This window comes from Martinezella miluonensis (assembly GCF_900094545.1).
GTDB lineage: Bacteria > Pseudomonadota > Alphaproteobacteria > Rhizobiales > Rhizobiaceae > Rhizobium > Rhizobium miluonense.
On sequence record NZ_FMAH01000041.1, the window covers coordinates 1 to 16055 of the forward strand.

At 60.0% G+C, this 16055-nt stretch carries 15 protein-coding genes; 11 read left to right on the forward strand and 4 right to left on the reverse strand.

Annotation, left to right across the window (positions count from 1 at the left end):
* Positions 1–436 precede the first annotated feature (436 nt).
* The 4 genes from GA0061102_RS25600 to GA0061102_RS25615 all read right to left on the reverse strand — a co-directional run bounded on the left by GA0061102_RS25600 (position 437) and on the right by GA0061102_RS25615 (position 4116).
* A complete protein-coding gene (locus GA0061102_RS25600) occupies positions 437–1720 on the reverse strand; it encodes a flagellar hook protein FlgE (RefSeq protein ID WP_092854430.1) in 1284 nt (427 codons plus the stop codon).
* A gap of 143 nt (positions 1721–1863) precedes the next feature.
* Entirely contained in the window at positions 1864–2580 is a 717-nt protein-coding gene (locus GA0061102_RS25605) for a hypothetical protein (RefSeq protein ID WP_092854432.1), read from the reverse strand.
* A gap of 155 nt (positions 2581–2735) precedes the next feature.
* Positions 2736–3455: a class I SAM-dependent methyltransferase gene (locus tag GA0061102_RS25610; RefSeq protein ID WP_092854434.1), complete on the reverse strand. Its 720-nt coding sequence runs from the start codon at positions 3453–3455 to the stop codon at positions 2736–2738.
* A 166-nt stretch (positions 3456–3621) separates the two neighbouring features.
* A complete protein-coding gene (locus GA0061102_RS25615) occupies positions 3622–4116 on the reverse strand; it encodes an Lrp/AsnC family transcriptional regulator (RefSeq protein ID WP_092854436.1) in 495 nt (164 codons plus the stop codon).
* Between the two features lie 130 nt (positions 4117–4246).
* On the opposite strand from GA0061102_RS25615, the gene hppD reads away from it, so the two are divergent.
* The 11 genes from hppD to GA0061102_RS25670 all read left to right on the forward strand — a co-directional run bounded on the left by hppD (position 4247) and on the right by GA0061102_RS25670 (position 16047).
* The gene (gene hppD, locus GA0061102_RS25620; protein WP_092854438.1) at positions 4247–5356 is read left to right on the forward strand and encodes a 4-hydroxyphenylpyruvate dioxygenase; all 1110 of its coding nucleotides are present in this window, start codon (positions 4247–4249) and stop codon (positions 5354–5356) included.
* Between the two features lie 58 nt (positions 5357–5414).
* Positions 5415–6776: a homogentisate 1,2-dioxygenase gene (hmgA, locus tag GA0061102_RS25625; protein ID WP_092854440.1), complete on the forward strand. Its 1362-nt coding sequence runs from the start codon at positions 5415–5417 to the stop codon at positions 6774–6776.
* 37 nt (positions 6777–6813) lie between these two features.
* Positions 6814–7839, forward strand: coding sequence for a fumarylacetoacetate hydrolase family protein (locus GA0061102_RS25630; RefSeq protein ID WP_092854442.1), 1026 nt, complete (start codon positions 6814–6816; stop codon positions 7837–7839).
* Positions 7836–8468 carry a maleylacetoacetate isomerase gene (gene maiA, locus GA0061102_RS25635; protein WP_092854444.1) on the forward strand — a complete coding sequence of 211 codons (633 nt, stop codon included), beginning with the start codon at positions 7836–7838 and terminating at the stop codon, positions 8466–8468. The genes GA0061102_RS25630 and maiA overlap by 4 nt, the downstream gene beginning before the upstream one ends.
* A 208-nt stretch (positions 8469–8676) precedes the next feature.
* Positions 8677–10431, forward strand: a complete 1755-nt coding sequence (locus GA0061102_RS25640; RefSeq protein WP_092854446.1) for an alkaline phosphatase — start codon at positions 8677–8679, stop codon at positions 10429–10431.
* 74 nt (positions 10432–10505) lie between these two features.
* Positions 10506–10970, forward strand: coding sequence for a twin-arginine translocation signal domain-containing protein (locus GA0061102_RS25645; protein WP_092854516.1), 465 nt, complete (start codon positions 10506–10508; stop codon positions 10968–10970).
* Between the two features lie 5 nt (positions 10971–10975).
* The gene (locus tag GA0061102_RS25650) at positions 10976–11662 is read left to right on the forward strand and encodes an ABC transporter ATP-binding protein (protein ID WP_092854448.1); all 687 of its coding nucleotides are present in this window, start codon (positions 10976–10978) and stop codon (positions 11660–11662) included.
* A complete protein-coding gene (locus tag GA0061102_RS25655) occupies positions 11659–12933 on the forward strand; it encodes an ABC transporter permease (RefSeq protein ID WP_092854450.1) in 1275 nt (424 codons plus the stop codon). The genes GA0061102_RS25650 and GA0061102_RS25655 overlap by 4 nt, the downstream gene beginning before the upstream one ends.
* Before the next feature lie 88 nt (positions 12934–13021).
* The gene (locus GA0061102_RS25660; RefSeq protein ID WP_092854452.1) at positions 13022–13990 is read left to right on the forward strand and encodes an ABC transporter substrate-binding protein; all 969 of its coding nucleotides are present in this window, start codon (positions 13022–13024) and stop codon (positions 13988–13990) included.
* On the forward strand, positions 13991–15016 hold the full coding sequence (locus tag GA0061102_RS25665; RefSeq protein ID WP_425348566.1) for a FecCD family ABC transporter permease: 1026 nt from the start codon (positions 13991–13993) through the stop codon (positions 15014–15016).
* Entirely contained in the window at positions 15013–16047 is a 1035-nt protein-coding gene (locus tag GA0061102_RS25670; protein WP_092854454.1) for a FecCD family ABC transporter permease, read from the forward strand. Before GA0061102_RS25665 ends, GA0061102_RS25670 begins: the two co-directional genes overlap by 4 nt.
* The last annotated feature ends 8 nt before the right edge of the window (positions 16048–16055 follow it).

The following is a 16055-nucleotide window of genomic DNA, read 5'->3' on the forward strand; positions in this document are numbered from 1 at the left end:
TCATTCCTCGCAAGGCAGCGCCAGCCATGGCCGCTTGAGTAGGAAGAAAGCATAGACAGACTTCGGGGGCACTGCCATCAGCCCTCTGAGCAAGGTCCCTTCGCCGGGACGATGGATGGGTTAGGCCGCAACCGCTCACGCAGCACTCAAATGACTGCGCATCTTTAGATTGGCCAGCCGGTCCTCAGCAGACCCCATACAGCAGCGGCCCCAGCGTCGACTGCGGACAGAAGCAAGCACTCGGCGAGGGATTAAGCTCAAAAGGGATTGACTCAATGCCCGTTACAGAAGAGCGGATGGCGGCGCAAATATGGCTGTTTGTCGACTGCCGAAGGCGGCCGGCGATTTCAAGTCTCGACGAGCGGATTTGAGGCGGGCGCATCTTCAAAACAAAAAGGGCCCCGGAGAGGGGCCCTTTGAGCGCTCGAAAAGAAAATCAGCGTGCGAGATTGACGAGGACGTCAAGCAGTTCGGAGCCCGACTGGAAGACCTTGGAATTGGCGGTGTAGCTCTTCTGCGCCTGGATCATGTCGGTGAGCTGCCCGGCCAGGTCGACGTTCGAGGCTTCCAGCGAGTTGGACTGGATGTAGCCGAGACCGTTGCTGTTGGCGAAACTCGTGACCGTGACGCCGGATTCGGCGCTTGGCTGATAGACGTTGCCGCTGAGAGGTGTCAGCTTGTCCGGGCTTGCAACGGTTGCCAGCGGGATCTGGTAGATCGGCTTCGGATCGCCGGTCTTGTAGTTGGCATAGACGACGCCGCTCTTGTCGATGGTAACGCCGGTGACCGGGCTTGCCGCCTGCCCGTTGGTCGATCCCTTCGAGCTGAAGTCGGTGGCCTTCTGCGTCATCTTGGTCAGATCCAACTGGATCGTCCCACCGGTCTTTGGGTCGACGATCGGGAAACTTCCAGCCGCGCCGGTTTGATTTCCGTTTACGTCGAACGTCAAGGTTGTGGTGCCGACGGCCGCCGATGAATAGGGGAACGGGCTACCGCCTGTCGTGTTCGCATCGGCATTGCGATAAACGGCCACCTCCCACTTGTCTGGCGCTACCGGGCTCGTGGTAGCGGCCTGCGTCTTCGTATAATAGATGTCATACATGACGGTGTTGCCGAGCTTGTCATAGCCGACAACCGAGCTCTTCTGGGTATTGGCTGTGACCGGCGCGGTGTTGGCGCTCGGGAGTCCCGCGGTGACAACTGTCGCATTCGAGTTGAGGTTGCCGGTAAAGCTGCCCGATGTCGATGCGGAATTGGCAAGGCCGCTTTGATTGACATTGATCGGAATCAGACCGTCGAAACCGTTGACGACGACGGCCGGCGCGCCCGACGCATAGGAATAACCCATCAACGTGTAGCCGGCGGAATTCACGAGGTTACCGTTTGCATCAGGGGCGAAGTCGCCCGCACGCGTCAAAACCGTTTTGCCGTCGGCGCCCTGCACTACGAAGAAGCCGGCGCCCTGGATCGACAGATTGCTGTTCGACGAGGTCGATATGGTATCGCCCTGCTTCGATACGGAATAGCTGACATTCGTCTCGACGCTGCCGGAATTGTAGTCGCCGCCGCCCGAAGGCAGGATCAACGATGAAAAGCTGGCCGATCCTGCCTTATAAGCCGTTGTATTGACGTTCGCGATGTTGTCCGACACGACGCTGAGGCGATTTGCCTGCGCATTCATGCCTGAAACCGCCGTTTTCATGCTACCAAAGATGCTCATTGGTTCCTCGCACGTTGCTGATGCCGCGACGATAACCAGAGTGACTTGTGTGAAGCTGGCTTTTTCCCCTTTATCGCGCAAGGTTGAAGCAACCTTGCGGAGCGATGAGCCCATTGCTCCTCTAGTCCGGAGGCGGCTGGATCTTATGGCGCAAGGGCATGCGGCGCAGGAAAATCCAGCACGCTGCGCGTGTAGTTCTCGATCAATGCACTGAACGGCGTGCCGTCCGGCAGCTTCAATACGGCGTGATGTTCGAGAAGGAACGGCGGCAAGGTAAGAGAGCCCGTTGCGGCTGCCGGGAGGCCGGCTCCCATCTCCCAACCCTCAGGAAGCGGGGACCAGAGCAATTTGGCCGACAGGTTGGTGCGGGTGAAGTTGAGTGCCTGGACGGCTCGCCCGAAAGCGATGTCGCTCGTGTTCAGCGTCTCGTTCATCTCTGTCGTCAATTTTGCCGGCACATACCAGTTGTCCGCCTCCGACAGGATCCGATCGCCACAGGCAAGACGAACGCGGCGATAGGCGATCGGCTCGTCGGGTTTAACCGCCAGCAGTTGGCGGATATGGGCATCGGCCGGCTTGTCCTGGCCGCGTACCCGCTGTGCCACGATCTTGGAACCCGCGGGCGCAAGCTTATGTGCGGCGCACCAGCGATCGAGTGTCAGCGTGGCGCTGGCATTGCTCAGAAGATCGGCGTTCAGTGTCTGGAGGACAGCTAAGGCTTCCACGCGCGTAACCACTGTATCGGGCCATTGCGACGAGGCAGGCAAATCCTGCGCCATCGAAGCCTGAGAGCCCAGTGTTATAGCAGCCGCCCCGATCAGAGTTGCGGCCCGAATGGATGTCGAAAGGCAGAACGTCATGGGAGATGAAATCCTCTGTGCGGGGAAGCCTATGGAATCGGAACGAGGGCCTTCGCTTTCTGAAAGCCTTTCTGGTCAAGTCGATGCCTAAGATGGAGAAAACCGCGCCGACGGCAAGTGCCGGATTATGCGCTCCTCTTGATATGGCGCTGTATTTACCAGTCTATCGCCCGGCTGACATGGACGCTGTGAACGCTTGCCTTTTCCTGCGCGACGAACTCGGCCAGTGCAGCAGGAACTTCGACATTCGCACTGTGCCGCGCGAGAACGCGAAAGCCTCTTGGAAGGAAAGATATGATGCGGTCGATAATCTTCTCATAGTCGACGATCAGCATCTCTCTCCCGACGATGAGATCGAACAGGATGGGATCGAGGATGACGTGCTCGTTCTCGCAGAACCAATAGGAGGAGATCGTCAGATCGGGAAGATAGCCGATATCAGCCGGCAGGTTCCGTCGCTCGAATTCGAATTTCCCGGGAAGCCGGGCCGCCGAGATGAGCTCTTCGCCGAGCGAGAGCTGCGTCTGCGACGCATCCAGTCCGTGAAGCTCGAGGTTGGGATTGTCGGCGAGATAGGCAAAGGCGAGACTGAAGGCGCCGGAGCCGCAGCCCAGATCGCATACTTTCCGATAGTTGCGGATCCTGCTTCCGAGATTGATGAGCGCCTGCAGACACTTCAGCGAATTGCGCATTCCGAAGGCGCGGGTAAACGCATCGGCGGAACTGCTGTAGTCGAATATCTCGATCTGGCGCCTGCTTTCGACCGTGTTGCGCAGCGCAATGGAATCGATGCTTGGACGGTAAAGATGATGGCATCTGAGCAGGACGTCGGCAAATTCGTCAAAAAGTCTTGCCTGTCCATCCATGCATGTCATGCAAGCCTGACCTTCCCCATCCCTGCTTTGAGATATCCCTTCAAGCACGATTGAAAGAGGATTGGTAGGGATGCGCCGCGATGGCAGTCGTTGGCCGGATTAAAAAGACCGCCCTTGCCGGGCGCAGGCTTACGCGACAAACCCGGTCTCGAGAATCCTGCCTATCTCATGCCGTCGCCATGCCGACATGCGACATGGGCACCGGAAACCCTTCGAAAGTCTTCAGCGTGTCGAGAACGATCGAGGTCTTTACATGCTGCACGGATTCGTGCGGCAACAGCACGTCGTTGACGAAGTGCGACAGGCCGGCGAGCCCGCGGGTTGCGACCTTCAGGTGATAGTCCATCTCGCCCGTCAGCGCATAGGCTTCCAGCACCTCCGGCAGCCCGTTGATCAACTGGGAAAATCGGCGGGCATTGTCTCTGTTGTGGGTGGCGAGCGTCACCGAAATGACCACCAGCATGTCCAGACCCAGCTTCTGCCGATCGAGGTTGGCTTGATAGCTGCGGATGTAACCCTCCGCCTCCAGTCTCGTGCGCCGTCGGGAACATTGCGACGGGGAAAGCGCGATGCGCTCGCCCAATTCATTATTGGTCAGCCTGCCATCCTTCTGGAGTTCTTCCAGCAGTCGCAGATCCAGTTTGTCGAGTTGTTCATCCATTGCGCAAAACTTCCAAAATACTCACAGATCGTGTATAATATTTTCGCTCCGTTTAAAGAATGCAAGCACTTTGCGCGCGTTTGGGGCCATACTTTGCATCATCAAGGTTTGGCCTTCCGAGGAGGAGAAAATGGGTCCTTTCCCGCATGACGCACCGCCGTCCGAAATCACCGCCGACAACCCGGCAGGCACCGACGGTTTCGAATTCGTTGAATTCGCTCATCCCGAGCCCGAGAAGCTGCGCGAGCTCTTTACGCGCATGGGCTATGCCCCCGTCGCCAAGCACAAGACCAAGGATATCACCGTCTGGCGCCAGGGCGATATCAACTACATCCTGAACGCCGAGCCCGGCAGCCATGCCGCCCGTTTCATCGCAGATCACGGTCCGGCTGCGCCGTCGATGGCTTGGCGCGTAGTCGACGCCAAGCATGCCTTCGACCATGCTGTTGCGAAGGGTGCTGTTGCCTATGAGGGAAATGACAAGGCGCTCGATGTTCCGGCAATCGTCGGCATCGGTGGTTCGCTGCTATATTTCGTCGAGACCTACGGCAAGAAGGGATCGGCCTACGAGGCCGAGTTCGATTGGCTCGGCGAAGCCAATCCGAACCCCGAAGGCGTCGGCTTCTATTATCTTGACCATCTGACGCACAATGTCTTCCGCGGCAATATGGACAAGTGGTGGGACTTCTATCGCGATCTGTTCAATTTCAAGCAGATCCACTTCTTCGACATCGATGGCCGCATTACCGGTCTGGTGAGCCGAGCCATTACCTCGCCCTGCGGCAAGATCCGCATTCCCCTTAATGAATCGAAGGACGATACCAGCCAGATCGAGGAGTTCCTGAAGAAATACAAGGGCGAGGGCATCCAGCACATCGCGGTCGGAACCGACGACATCTATCAGGCGACCGATACGCTTGCCGACAACGGCCTGCGTTTCATGCCCGGCCCGCCGGAGACCTATTACAATATGTCTTATGCGCGCGTGAATGGGCACGAAGAACCCATCGAGCGTATGAAGAAGCATGGTATTCTGATCGACGGCGAAGGCGTGGTGAATGGCGGTATGACGAAGATCCTGCTGCAGATCTTCTCCAAGACCGTCATCGGCCCGATCTTCTTCGAGTTCATCCAGCGCAAGGGTGATGAAGGCTTCGGCGAAGGCAATTTCCGTGCTCTCTTCGAGTCGATCGAAGCCGACCAGATCAAACGTGGCGTGATCGGCACTGCGGCCGAGTGATCTCTATGCGACCCGGTGTTCGCACCGGGTCGCCAGCATTCCCGGGAGGAGTTGAGCGATGGACCAAACGATATCCAAGGCTTCCGACCGCCAGGCCACGGCGGCGGAAAAGCTGCAATACATGCCCGGCTTCGGCAATGACTTCGAGACGGAGTCGCTGCCGGGCGCTCTGCCGCAGGGCCAGAACAGCCCGCAGAAATGCAATTATGGTCTCTATGCCGAGCAGCTCTCCGGCTCGCCCTTCACGGCACCGCGAGGAACGAACGAACGGTCCTGGCTCTATCGCATCCGTCCCAGCGTGCGCCATACACGGCGCTTTTCGAACGCCTCTTATCCGCTCTGGAAAACCGCGCCCTGCCTCGACGACCACTCGCTTCCGCTCGGTCAGCTTCGCTGGGATCCGCTGCCGGCTCCGACGGAGCGGCTGACCTTCCTTGAGGGGATCCGTACGATCACCACTGCCGGCGACGTCCTGACCCAGGCCGGCATGGCTGCCCATGCCTATGTCTTCAACGAGGATATGGTCGACGACTACTTCTTCAATGCCGATGGCGAGCTGCTCGTCGTACCGCAGGTCGGTGCCATCAGGGTGTTCACCGAGATGGGCATCATCGACGTCGAGCCTTCTGAAATCTGCATCATCCCGCGCGGCATGATGTTCAAGGTCTCCCGCGTCGGTGACGAAAAGGTCTGGCGCGGATATATATGCGAGAACTACGGCGCGAAGTTCACGCTGCCGGATCGCGGGCCGATCGGGGCGAACTGCCTCGCCAACCCGCGCGACTTCAAGACGCCGGTCGCCGCTTTCGAAGACAAGGAAACACCGTGCCGCGTGCACGTCAAATGGTGCGGAAAATTCTACGTTACCGACATCGGCCACTCGCCGCTCGATGTGGTGGCGTGGCATGGCAATTACGCACCTTATAAATACGACCTGCGGACCTTCTCTCCGGTCGGCGCCATCCTGTTCGACCATCCGGATCCGTCGATCTTCACCGTACTGACGGCTCCGACCGAAAGTGTGGGCACGGCGAATGTCGATTTCGTCATCTTCCCGCCGCGCTGGCTGGTGGCCGAACATACCTTCCGCCCACCCTGGTACCATCGCAACATCATGAGCGAGTTCATGGGCCTTATCCATGGCCAGTATGATGCGAAGGAACAGGGCTTTGTGCCTGGCGGCATGAGCCTGCACAATATGATGCTTCCGCATGGGCCGGACGCTTCCGGCTTCGAAAAGGCATCCAATTCCGAGCTGAAGCCGGTGAAGCTGGATCACACCATGGCGTTCATGTTCGAGACCAGATTTCCGCAGCAGCTAACAAAATACGCGGCCGAGCTCGACACGCTGCAGGACGACTATCTCGAATGCTGGGACAATCTGGAGCGGAGATTTGACGGCACGCCGGGCATCAAGTGAAGATAACTCCAGCATCCTCCGAGAGTGGAACCAGACCATGAAGCTTGCGACTTTGAAAGACTCCACAAGAGATGGTCGGCTTGTCGTCGTCTCGCGCGATCTTACCCTCTGCTCCGAGGTCGGCCATATCGCGCGCAGCTTGCAGGCCGCTCTCGATGACTGGGAGCATGTGGCGCCGAGACTTGCGCGCGTTGCCGAGGGCGTCGAGACGGGCGCGCAGCCGACGATCCGGTTTCACGAACATGATGCCGCCTCACCGCTGCCGCGGGCCTATCAGTGGGCCGACGGCTCGGCCTACGTCAACCATGTGGAACTGGTGCGCAAGGCGCGCAATGCCGAGATGCCAGAGAGCTTCTGGGTCGATCCACTGATGTATCAAGGCGGCTCGGATGGCTTCCTTGCGCCGCGCGATCCGATCGCCGCTGCCGATGAGGCCTATGGGATCGACATGGAAGGCGAGGTGGCGGTCATCGTCGGCGATGTCGCGATGGGCTCCAGCCCCGAAGTTGCCCGGCAGGCAATCCGTCTGGTGATGCTCGTCAACGACGTGTCGCTGCGCGGCCTGATCTCGCAGGAGCTGGCAAAAGGCTTTGGCTTCTTCCAATCCAAGCCGGCTTCGGCCTTTTCCCCGGTTGCGGTCACGCCCGATGAACTGGGCGATGCATGGGATGGCGGCAAGCTGCACCTGCCGCTCTTGGTCGCGCTGAACGGCAAGCCTTTCGGCAAGGCGAATGCCGGCGTCGACATGACATTCGATTTCGGCCAGCTGATTGCCCATGCTACCAAGACGCGCAGCCTTGTGGCCGGCACGATAATCGGTTCGGGGACTGTGTCCAACAAGCGCGATGGCGGGCCGGGAAAGCCCATCAAAAGTGGTGGCGACGGCTATTCCTGCATCGCCGAAATCCGCATGATCGAAACGATCGAAAGCGGATCGCCGAAGACCCCCTTCATGCGCTTTGGCGATCAGGTCCGCATCGAGATGCATGATCGTGCCGGGCATTCAATCTTCGGGGCGATCGAGCAGACTGTCGAAAAATGCGAGGGGCCGCAGTCGCGATGAGCGAGGTCGTCCTTTACGATTACTGGAGATCGTCGGCGAGCTACCGTGTTCGCATCGCGCTGAACATGCTCGGGATTAGCTACAGATCCGTATCGGTCAACCTGTTGGAAGGCGAGCAGAGGAGCCCGGATTATCTCGAGCTCAATCCGCAAGGCTTCGTGCCGACATTGATGATCGACGGCAAGGTCATGACGCAGTCGCTCTCCATCATCGAATATCTGGCCGAGCTTCGGCCGGAATGCGGGTTGATGCCGGCAGCCATTGCAGATCGGCAGCATGTGCGGGCTCTTGCCTACGCGGTTGCGATGGACATTCACCCAATATGCAACACGCATGTCACAGCCTATGTCAAGACCATATCGGACAGGGCTGAGGTTCGCGAGGAATGGATGAGCCATTTCATTGCCGGCGGACTTCACAAGCTCGAAGCCATGTTGAACGGCTTCGATGGCCCATTCAGCTTCGGGGACGCGCCGACGATGGCGGATATCTGTCTTGTCCCGCAGGTCTACAATGCCCGCCGCTGGGGCGTGGACCTGACTGATCTCAAACGCGTCGTCGAGGTTGATCGCCGATGCTCCGAATTGCCTGCCTTTCAGGCGGCGCACCCGGACCGCGCAAAGCTCTAGCGAAAAACCAGTGGCACAATCCGATGGTGTCGCCCGGCAGGCAATCCGTCTGTTCGGCGTCGTCTTTTAGATGCTGCCCATGCAATCAGCATTCCTTGGTAAATGCCGTTATTAATTCCCGGTTGCAGAAAGTTGGCTTCATTTTATGTGATTGTCATCTGGCTTTTATAAGGGGGAGGGGGAAGTAACCAAGACGCGGGGGTATCAAATGCGTAAACTTCTTCTTTCCATGGTGTCGGCAACCGCATTGGCTGGGGCCGCCAATGCTGCAACCGTCTACCCTTTGGACCGGGCAACGGTACTCGTTGGCTCACCCTTCGACTTCAAGGTCGAATTCAGCAAGGTCGTCAAGCCGGAAGACGTGAAGGTCACGATCAACGGAGAGAGCTATGACGCCGTCTTCGGCAAGGCTGCTGATTTCGTCGCCGAGGAAAAGGGCGCCGAAGACAAGGTTCTCGGGTCGGCTCTGATCCTGCGCGGCGTCAAGCTCGCAAAGCCTGGCCAGTACAAGGTCGAGGTTGCGGCTGGCGATGAGAAAAAGTCGGTCAATTGGGACGTTTATGCTACTTCGGCTGCGCCCAAGGCTAAGAACATCATCTTCCTGCTCGGCGACGGCCTCTCCGTCGCGCATCGCACCGGTGCCCGCATCATGTCCAAGGGCATGACCGAAGGCAAGGCCAACGGCCGTCTCGCCATGGACGACGTTCCGCCAGTTGCCTTCATCGGCACGTCCTCGACGTCGGCCATCGCCACCGACAGCGCCAACACCATGTCGGCCTACATGACCGGTCACAAGTCCGCCGTGAACGCGCTCGGCGTCTATGCCGACCGCACGCCGGCGAGCCTCGACGATCCGAAGGTCGAAACCATCGGTGAAGCCCTGCGCCGCACCGGCAAGAAGTCGCTCGGCATCGTCACCACAGCCGAGGTCGAAGACGCGACGCCGGCAGCGCTGGTCTCCCACACCCGCAAGCGCGGCGACAAGGCCGAGATCGTCGGCATGATGTATGACGTCAAGCCGGATGTCCTGCTCGGCGGCGGCTCCGCCTACTTCCTGGCCAAGAGCGTGCCGGGCTCCAAGCGCAAAGACGACAAAGACTATATCGCGCTCTTCAAGGATGCCGGCTATGCCGTTGCAACCGACAAGAACGAACTGGCGACGGCTGCCGGCTCCAACCAGGACAAGCTGCTCGGCCTCTTCCACACCGGCAATCTCGACGTCACGCTTGACCGCGAATTCCTGAAGAAGGGTACGGTCGGCAAGTTCCCGAACCAGCCGGGCCTGGTCGACATGACCAAGGTCGCGCTCGACAAGCTTTCCAAGAATCCGGAAGGCTTCTTCCTGATGGTCGAAGGTGCGTCCATCGACAAGATGAGCCATCCGCTGGATTGGGATCGCGCTTTGGTCGATACGATCGAGTTCGACAAGGCCGTTGCCGTTGCGCGCGAATTCCAGGCCAAGAACCCGGACACGCTGATCGTCGTCACCGGCGACCACACGCACGGTGTCTCCATCATCGGCACGGTCGACGATAATAAGCCGGGTACGGAAATGCGCGAGAAGGTCGGCACCTACGCGGCCGCCGGCTTCCCGAATTATGAGGACAAGGACGGCGACGGCTATCCGGATCGGGTCGACGTTTCCCGTCGTCTGTTCCTTGCCGCCAACAACGGCCCGGATCACTACGAGACCTTCCGTCCGAAGCTCGACGGTCCTTTCGTTCCGGCGATCCAGAACGAGAAGAAGGAATATGTTGCCAACGAGGCCTACAAGGACGTGCCCGGTGCCGTCTTCGTTCAGGGCAACCTTCCGAAGGATGAAGACAGTGGCGTTCATGCCGTAGACGATGTCGTGCTGCAGGCTGCCGGCCCGGGCGCGGAAGGCTTCCGCGGCTATATGGAGCAGAGTGACGTCTATCACGTGCTGGCTGACACCTTCGCTCTCGGCTCCACGAAAATGTAAGGCCTGTCCATAGCTTCGATCTCGGACAGGCGGTCGAGAAACCGCCTGTCCTTCCATCTTTCATGGGGGTTCTCATGTCTCAGCTTCAGACCGTAGCCATCAGTCGCCGGACATTCTTGACCGCCGCTGCCGCGCTGCCTTTGATGGGTGCTCCTATCACCGCCAATGCTGCTGAAAAGCTGGGCTTTGGTGAGCTCTACAAGAGCTTCGGCCCGCTCGGTCTCGAATTTTCCGACAAGGTGAAACAGCTGAGTGGCAAGGATGTGGCGATCAAAGGCTTTATGGCGCCGCCCTTGAAGGCGGAGGCAGCATTCTTCGTGCTGACGGAAATTCCGATGTCGCTTTGCCCGTTCTGCTCTTCCGATGCCGATTGGCCCGACAATATCGTGGTCGTCTATCTCTCTTCTAAGCAGACATTCGTGCAATTCAACGCGCCGATCATGGCGCGAGGGGTGCTGGAATTCGGCTCCTGGACCGATCCTGAAACCGGCTTCATCAGCCAATTGCGTCTCAAGGACGCGTCGTTCAAGACTGTCTGACCCCTATGCTCGCTCTCGATGTTTCCGATCTGAAGATGCATTTCCCGGGTCTGGCCGCGCCGGTCCTCGCCATTGATCGGCTTCATCTGCCGGCAGGTGGGCGGCTTGCGATCACCGGTGCGTCCGGTTCAGGCAAAAGCACGTTCGTCAATGCCATTACCGGGCTTGAAAACGTCACGGATGGCACCGTGTCCTGGAGCGGCACGGAGATCACACGTCTCTCCACCGGCCGGCGCGATGCTTTTCGTGCGCGCAATATCGGCCTCGTCATGCAGGACTTCCATCTGTTTCCCGGCCTGTCCGCCTTCGAGAACGTCGTGCTGCCGGTCAGGCTGGCGCAGCGTCTCTTGTCTGCGGAGCGCGAGCGTGCGCTGAAGCTCCTGGCCGTGACCGGCATCGCCCGACCGCAGCAGAAGATCGAAACCTTGTCGCGCGGCGAGATGCAGCGCGTCGCGGTTGCCCGCGCGCTGCTGTCGCGTCCTGGCGTCATTGTCGCGGACGAGCCGACAGCGAGCCTCGATCGTCAAGCCGGCAACGAGGTTGCGGAGCTCCTGCTGCAATTGTCGGCGGAAGAAGGGACGACGCTCATTGTCGTCACACATGATGCCGCGCTTGCAGAGCGCCTTGGCCGCCGCATCAATCTGGCGAGTGGGCGCATAGAGGAAGACAGCCAAGAGGTTGCCGCGCAATGATCACCTTCATCCTTGCCGACCTCAGGCGCTTCTGGAGCGGGGCACTGGCCGTCGTGGTGCTGATCGCCTTGTCGGTCGCCTTGAGTGTGACGGTAACGCTTCAGGAGCGGGCTGTCCGTCTCGGCAGTGCGCGCGCTGCCGAGAAATTCGATCTTCTTGTGGGAGCAGCCGGCAGTGAGACGCAACTGGCGCTTTCGGCCGTCTTTCTGCAACCGGCGCCGCTGCCGCTGATGGAAGGCGCCGTTCTTTCCCGTCTTGCCAACGATCCGCGTGTCGAACTGGCGGCGCCGGTCGGCTTCGGCGATTCCGCCTATGGACATCCGATCGTCGGCACGACCACTGGCCTGATCTCGTCCCTTTCGCCATCGCTTTCGCAGGGCGCGATGTTCTCGCGGCTCGGCGAAGCAGTTGTCGGCTCCGATGTTGCCTTGTCGGCTGGTGCCGAAATCAAGCCGATGCATGGCACGGTCGAGACCGGTGGCGAAACCCATACGGCCATTGCCTATAAGGTGACGGGCCGCATGGCGCCGACGGGCACGGCCTGGGACCGGGCGATCCTCGTGCCGATCCGAGCGGTCTGGCAGTTGCATGGCATGCATGGCGAGGACCATGACGGCGAGACGGCAGAGGCCTACGGCGCAGCTGGCTCCGATCAAGGTCGCCACGAGGACCATGAACACGAGCATGGTCATCTTGATGCCGATGCACCGCTTGATGAGCATTTCGACGCGCAAACGCCTGGCGTTCCGGCCGTTCTCGTCAAGCCGAAGACGATTGCCGATGCCTACCGTCTCAGGCAGGAATATCGAAGCGGCACGACGCTCGGGGTCTTTCCGGCGGAGGTGCTGACGAGGCTCTATGCAACGCTTGGCGATGCTCGCAGTCTCCTCCTGGCGATTGCGCTGGGAACGCAGGCGATCGTCATTGCCGCGATCGTGCTGGTGACGATCATGCATGTCGGGTCCAGGCGCCGGCAGATCGGTGCATTGCGGGCGCTAGGCACGCCGGTCCGATCTATCGTCGGGCTTGTCTGGGGCGAGCTCTTCATCCTGTTTGCTGCCGGCATCGTGCTCGGTATCGCCTTTGGTTATCTCGCAGCGCTGACAATATCAGCGCGGCTTGCCGCGTCGACCGCAGTGCGTCTGCCGGTCGGTTTCACCTTCGATGACCTATGGCTTGTCGGAGGCTTTGCAGCCGTCGCAGCGATCATTTCCATCATTCCCGCGTTCAGCGCCCTGCGCTCCAGTCCGGCTGCGGCGCTGCGCGCTTAACGCGACACGCAAAGCAAAAATAAACTGGATTGCAAAACTCTTCTTTATTGACTAAAGCCATCTCGCGCATCTGATGGAGGATCCCGCGATGGCGAACAGTGCCCGTAAAATCGCTTCAATTTTTGGCCTGCTCGCCGTGATGGCAGCCAGCTCCGCTGCCGCTGAAAACGCGAAAACAGTTTCCGTGACGGATGACCGCAGCGTCAAGGTGGAAGTGCCCGCGCAGCCGAAGCGGATCGCTGCAATCTCCTATTTTGCCGACGACGTCGCGCTTGCTCTTGGCATCAAGCCGGTTGCCAGCACCTACATGACATCAGGTCGGCAGCCGGATTTTCTTCTCGGCCTGACCGCGCAGATGACGCAGATCGGCCAGCGCGCGAAACCCAATCTGGAACTGCTGTCGCAGGCCAAGCCGGATCTGATCGTGGCGATCCGCCGCTATACGGTTGGCAACGCGACGCAGCTGGAAAAGATCGCGCCCTATCTCGCCTACAATATGGAGCTCCTGACCGAGAGCGATAAGGAAATCGCTGAATTCTCGAAGATCCTCGGCAAGCCCGAACGCGGGCTGCAGCTTAATGCGGACTTCCACAAGCATCTGGATGAGATCGCCGCCAAGGCGCCGAAGAATGTGCATCCGCGCTTTGCGATCATGTGGGGCGGCGAGACGCCCTTCGCCTTCCACACGGAAAATACCGCTGCCTCGATCCTTGCGGCCATCGGTGGCGACAATATCGCCGGACCGAAGACGCCGGGCGGCCCTTTCGGCATCGACTTGAGCCTGGAAACCATGCTGGAGAAGGATCCGGAAGTCCTGCTCATCTATGACTCCGGTCCGGACCGGCCGCATGAAAACAACCCGATCTGGCAGGAACTCACCGCCGTCAAGAACAAGCGGGTCTTCTATGTCGGAGATCAATGGGTGGAGACCAACGGCCCGATCGCTCGCGAAATTGTGCTGCGCGAGGCCGCGCATTATCTTTATCCCGATGCTTTCCCGGCCGTCGATGTGAAGGCGGAGGCCGCCAAGATCATTCCGGCCGACATCCAGAAGTAAATGCATCGGGCCGTAGCCACGATTGATGCGCGTAGATCGCTGGCGGTGATCGCACTCCTCGTTGCCGTGACCCTGCTGATCGTCCTCATCGGCTTGCTGCCTGGCGCGAAGGCCTTGACGATCGCGGATGCCATCCGCGTTCTTCTAAACCCGGACGGCAAGGTCGATTCCATCCTTGTGTGGACGCTGCGGCTGCCGCGAAGTCTTGCGGCTGCGTTCGCCGGTGCCGGGCTTGCCGTGTCCGGCTATCTGCTGCAGACGCTGACGAGAAATCCACTCGCGGACCCTGGGATCACTGGCGTCACTGCCGGCGCGATCACGCCGATTGTCTGCTGTTTCGTTTTCCTTCCCTGGCTGTCCTCCGCCTTCTATCCCTTCGTCGGTCTTACTGGTGGTCTAGCTGCGGCGGCCGTCACCTTCTGGGTCTCGAAGGGCGGGCAGGAGCGGCCGCTGCATCTGGCGCTCGGCGGGGTCAGCATCTCGCTGTTTCTCGGTGCCATCACGATCTACGTGCTGCTTTTGACCGGACCGCAATCGACATCGCTGCTGTTCTGGCTCTCCGGCGGCTTTCAGGGACGCTCCTGGTCGCAGCTCGTCTATATGCTTCCCTGGGTCGTCGTCGGGGTGGCGGGCGCATTGGCGCTCCATCGCGTGATCGGCATGTTTGCGCTTAGCGACCACGCTGCTGCCGGCATGGGCGTGCAGCTCAATCTCTGGAAACCCGTGATGCTCGTACTCGGCGTCTGTCCCGTCGCCGGCGTCGCGCCTGTCGCTGGACCGGTCGCCTTCGTCGGGCTGGCGGCGCCACATATTGCGCGGCTGTTGAAGCCGCGTGGTGCAGCCTGGGAAATCGCGCTTTGCGCCGCCATCGGAGCGTTGATCGTGACGATCGCCGACCTCATCGCCCGCACGATTGCCATTCCGAAGGAGCTTCCGGTTGGCATCATCACGGCGTTGATTGGCGGCCCCGTTTTCATCTACCTCATTCAGCGCGGCCGCCTACAATTTCGGGGGAATGGTCTATGACGGTAGACACTCCCGCCATTCATCTGCCACGAAGAGGTACGTTGCCGATCGTACTGGTCCTCGCGCTTCTCTCCTTAATTGCTTCGATATTCCTTGGCGTTGTCGATCTGCCTGTTACCGATGTGCTTGCTGTCTTGAGCGGCAAGGGTTCGCCCGAGGCGCAGTTGATCATTCTGGATATCCGGCTGCCGCGCATCGTCACCGGCATTCTCGCCGGTATTCAGTTCGGCGTAGCCGGTTTGCTGCTTCAGACGATCACGCGGAACCCGCTCGCCGACCCTTCGCTGATGGGAGTTTCGCAGGGCGCGACGCTGACCGTCACGCTGTTCCTGCTCTTCACGGTTTATATCTTCAGTCCCGGCGAGAACACGGTGGCGGAGCTGCCGATCGCCTGGCTCCCCGTCGCAGGTCTTGCGGGCGGCATGATCGCCGGCGGCATTATCTACATGCTCGCCTTCCGGCTCGAACTCAGCCCGCTGCGCATCACGCTTTGCGGTGTCGCCATCGGAGCTGTCCTGCATGCGCTCGCTGTCGGACTGATCGCTGGCTGGGGGTCGGCACGCATCGAGATCATTCTCGAGTGGCTCTCGGGAAGCCTCTACGCGCGCACCTGGGATCATGCGCTGTTTCTCCTGCCGTTCACGATCGCAGGCCTGCTCGTCCTGCCGCTAATCTATCGGCCCCTGGTGATGCTGCAATTCGATGCTCAGGTCGCCCGCTCGTTCGGGCTTGCCTATCGCAAGCAGTTTTCCGTCGTACTCTTGGTTTCCTGCGCCCTTGCGGCAAGCGCCGTCGGTGCCGTCGGCCCGATCGTCTTCGTCGGGTTGGTTGTTCCACACCTGGCACGTTTCCTCGCCGGCCGGCACTTCCCTTTGGTTCTGCCTCTAACCGTTGTCCTCGGCACCATCTTCATCACTCTGGGTGACCTGATCGGCCGTCTCGCCGGGCAGGCGGAAGAAGTGCCGATCGGAGTCGTCACTGCGATTGCCGGCGTGCCCGTGCTGCTTGCTCTTTTAAGAAAAATTCCCTGAGATCGCCC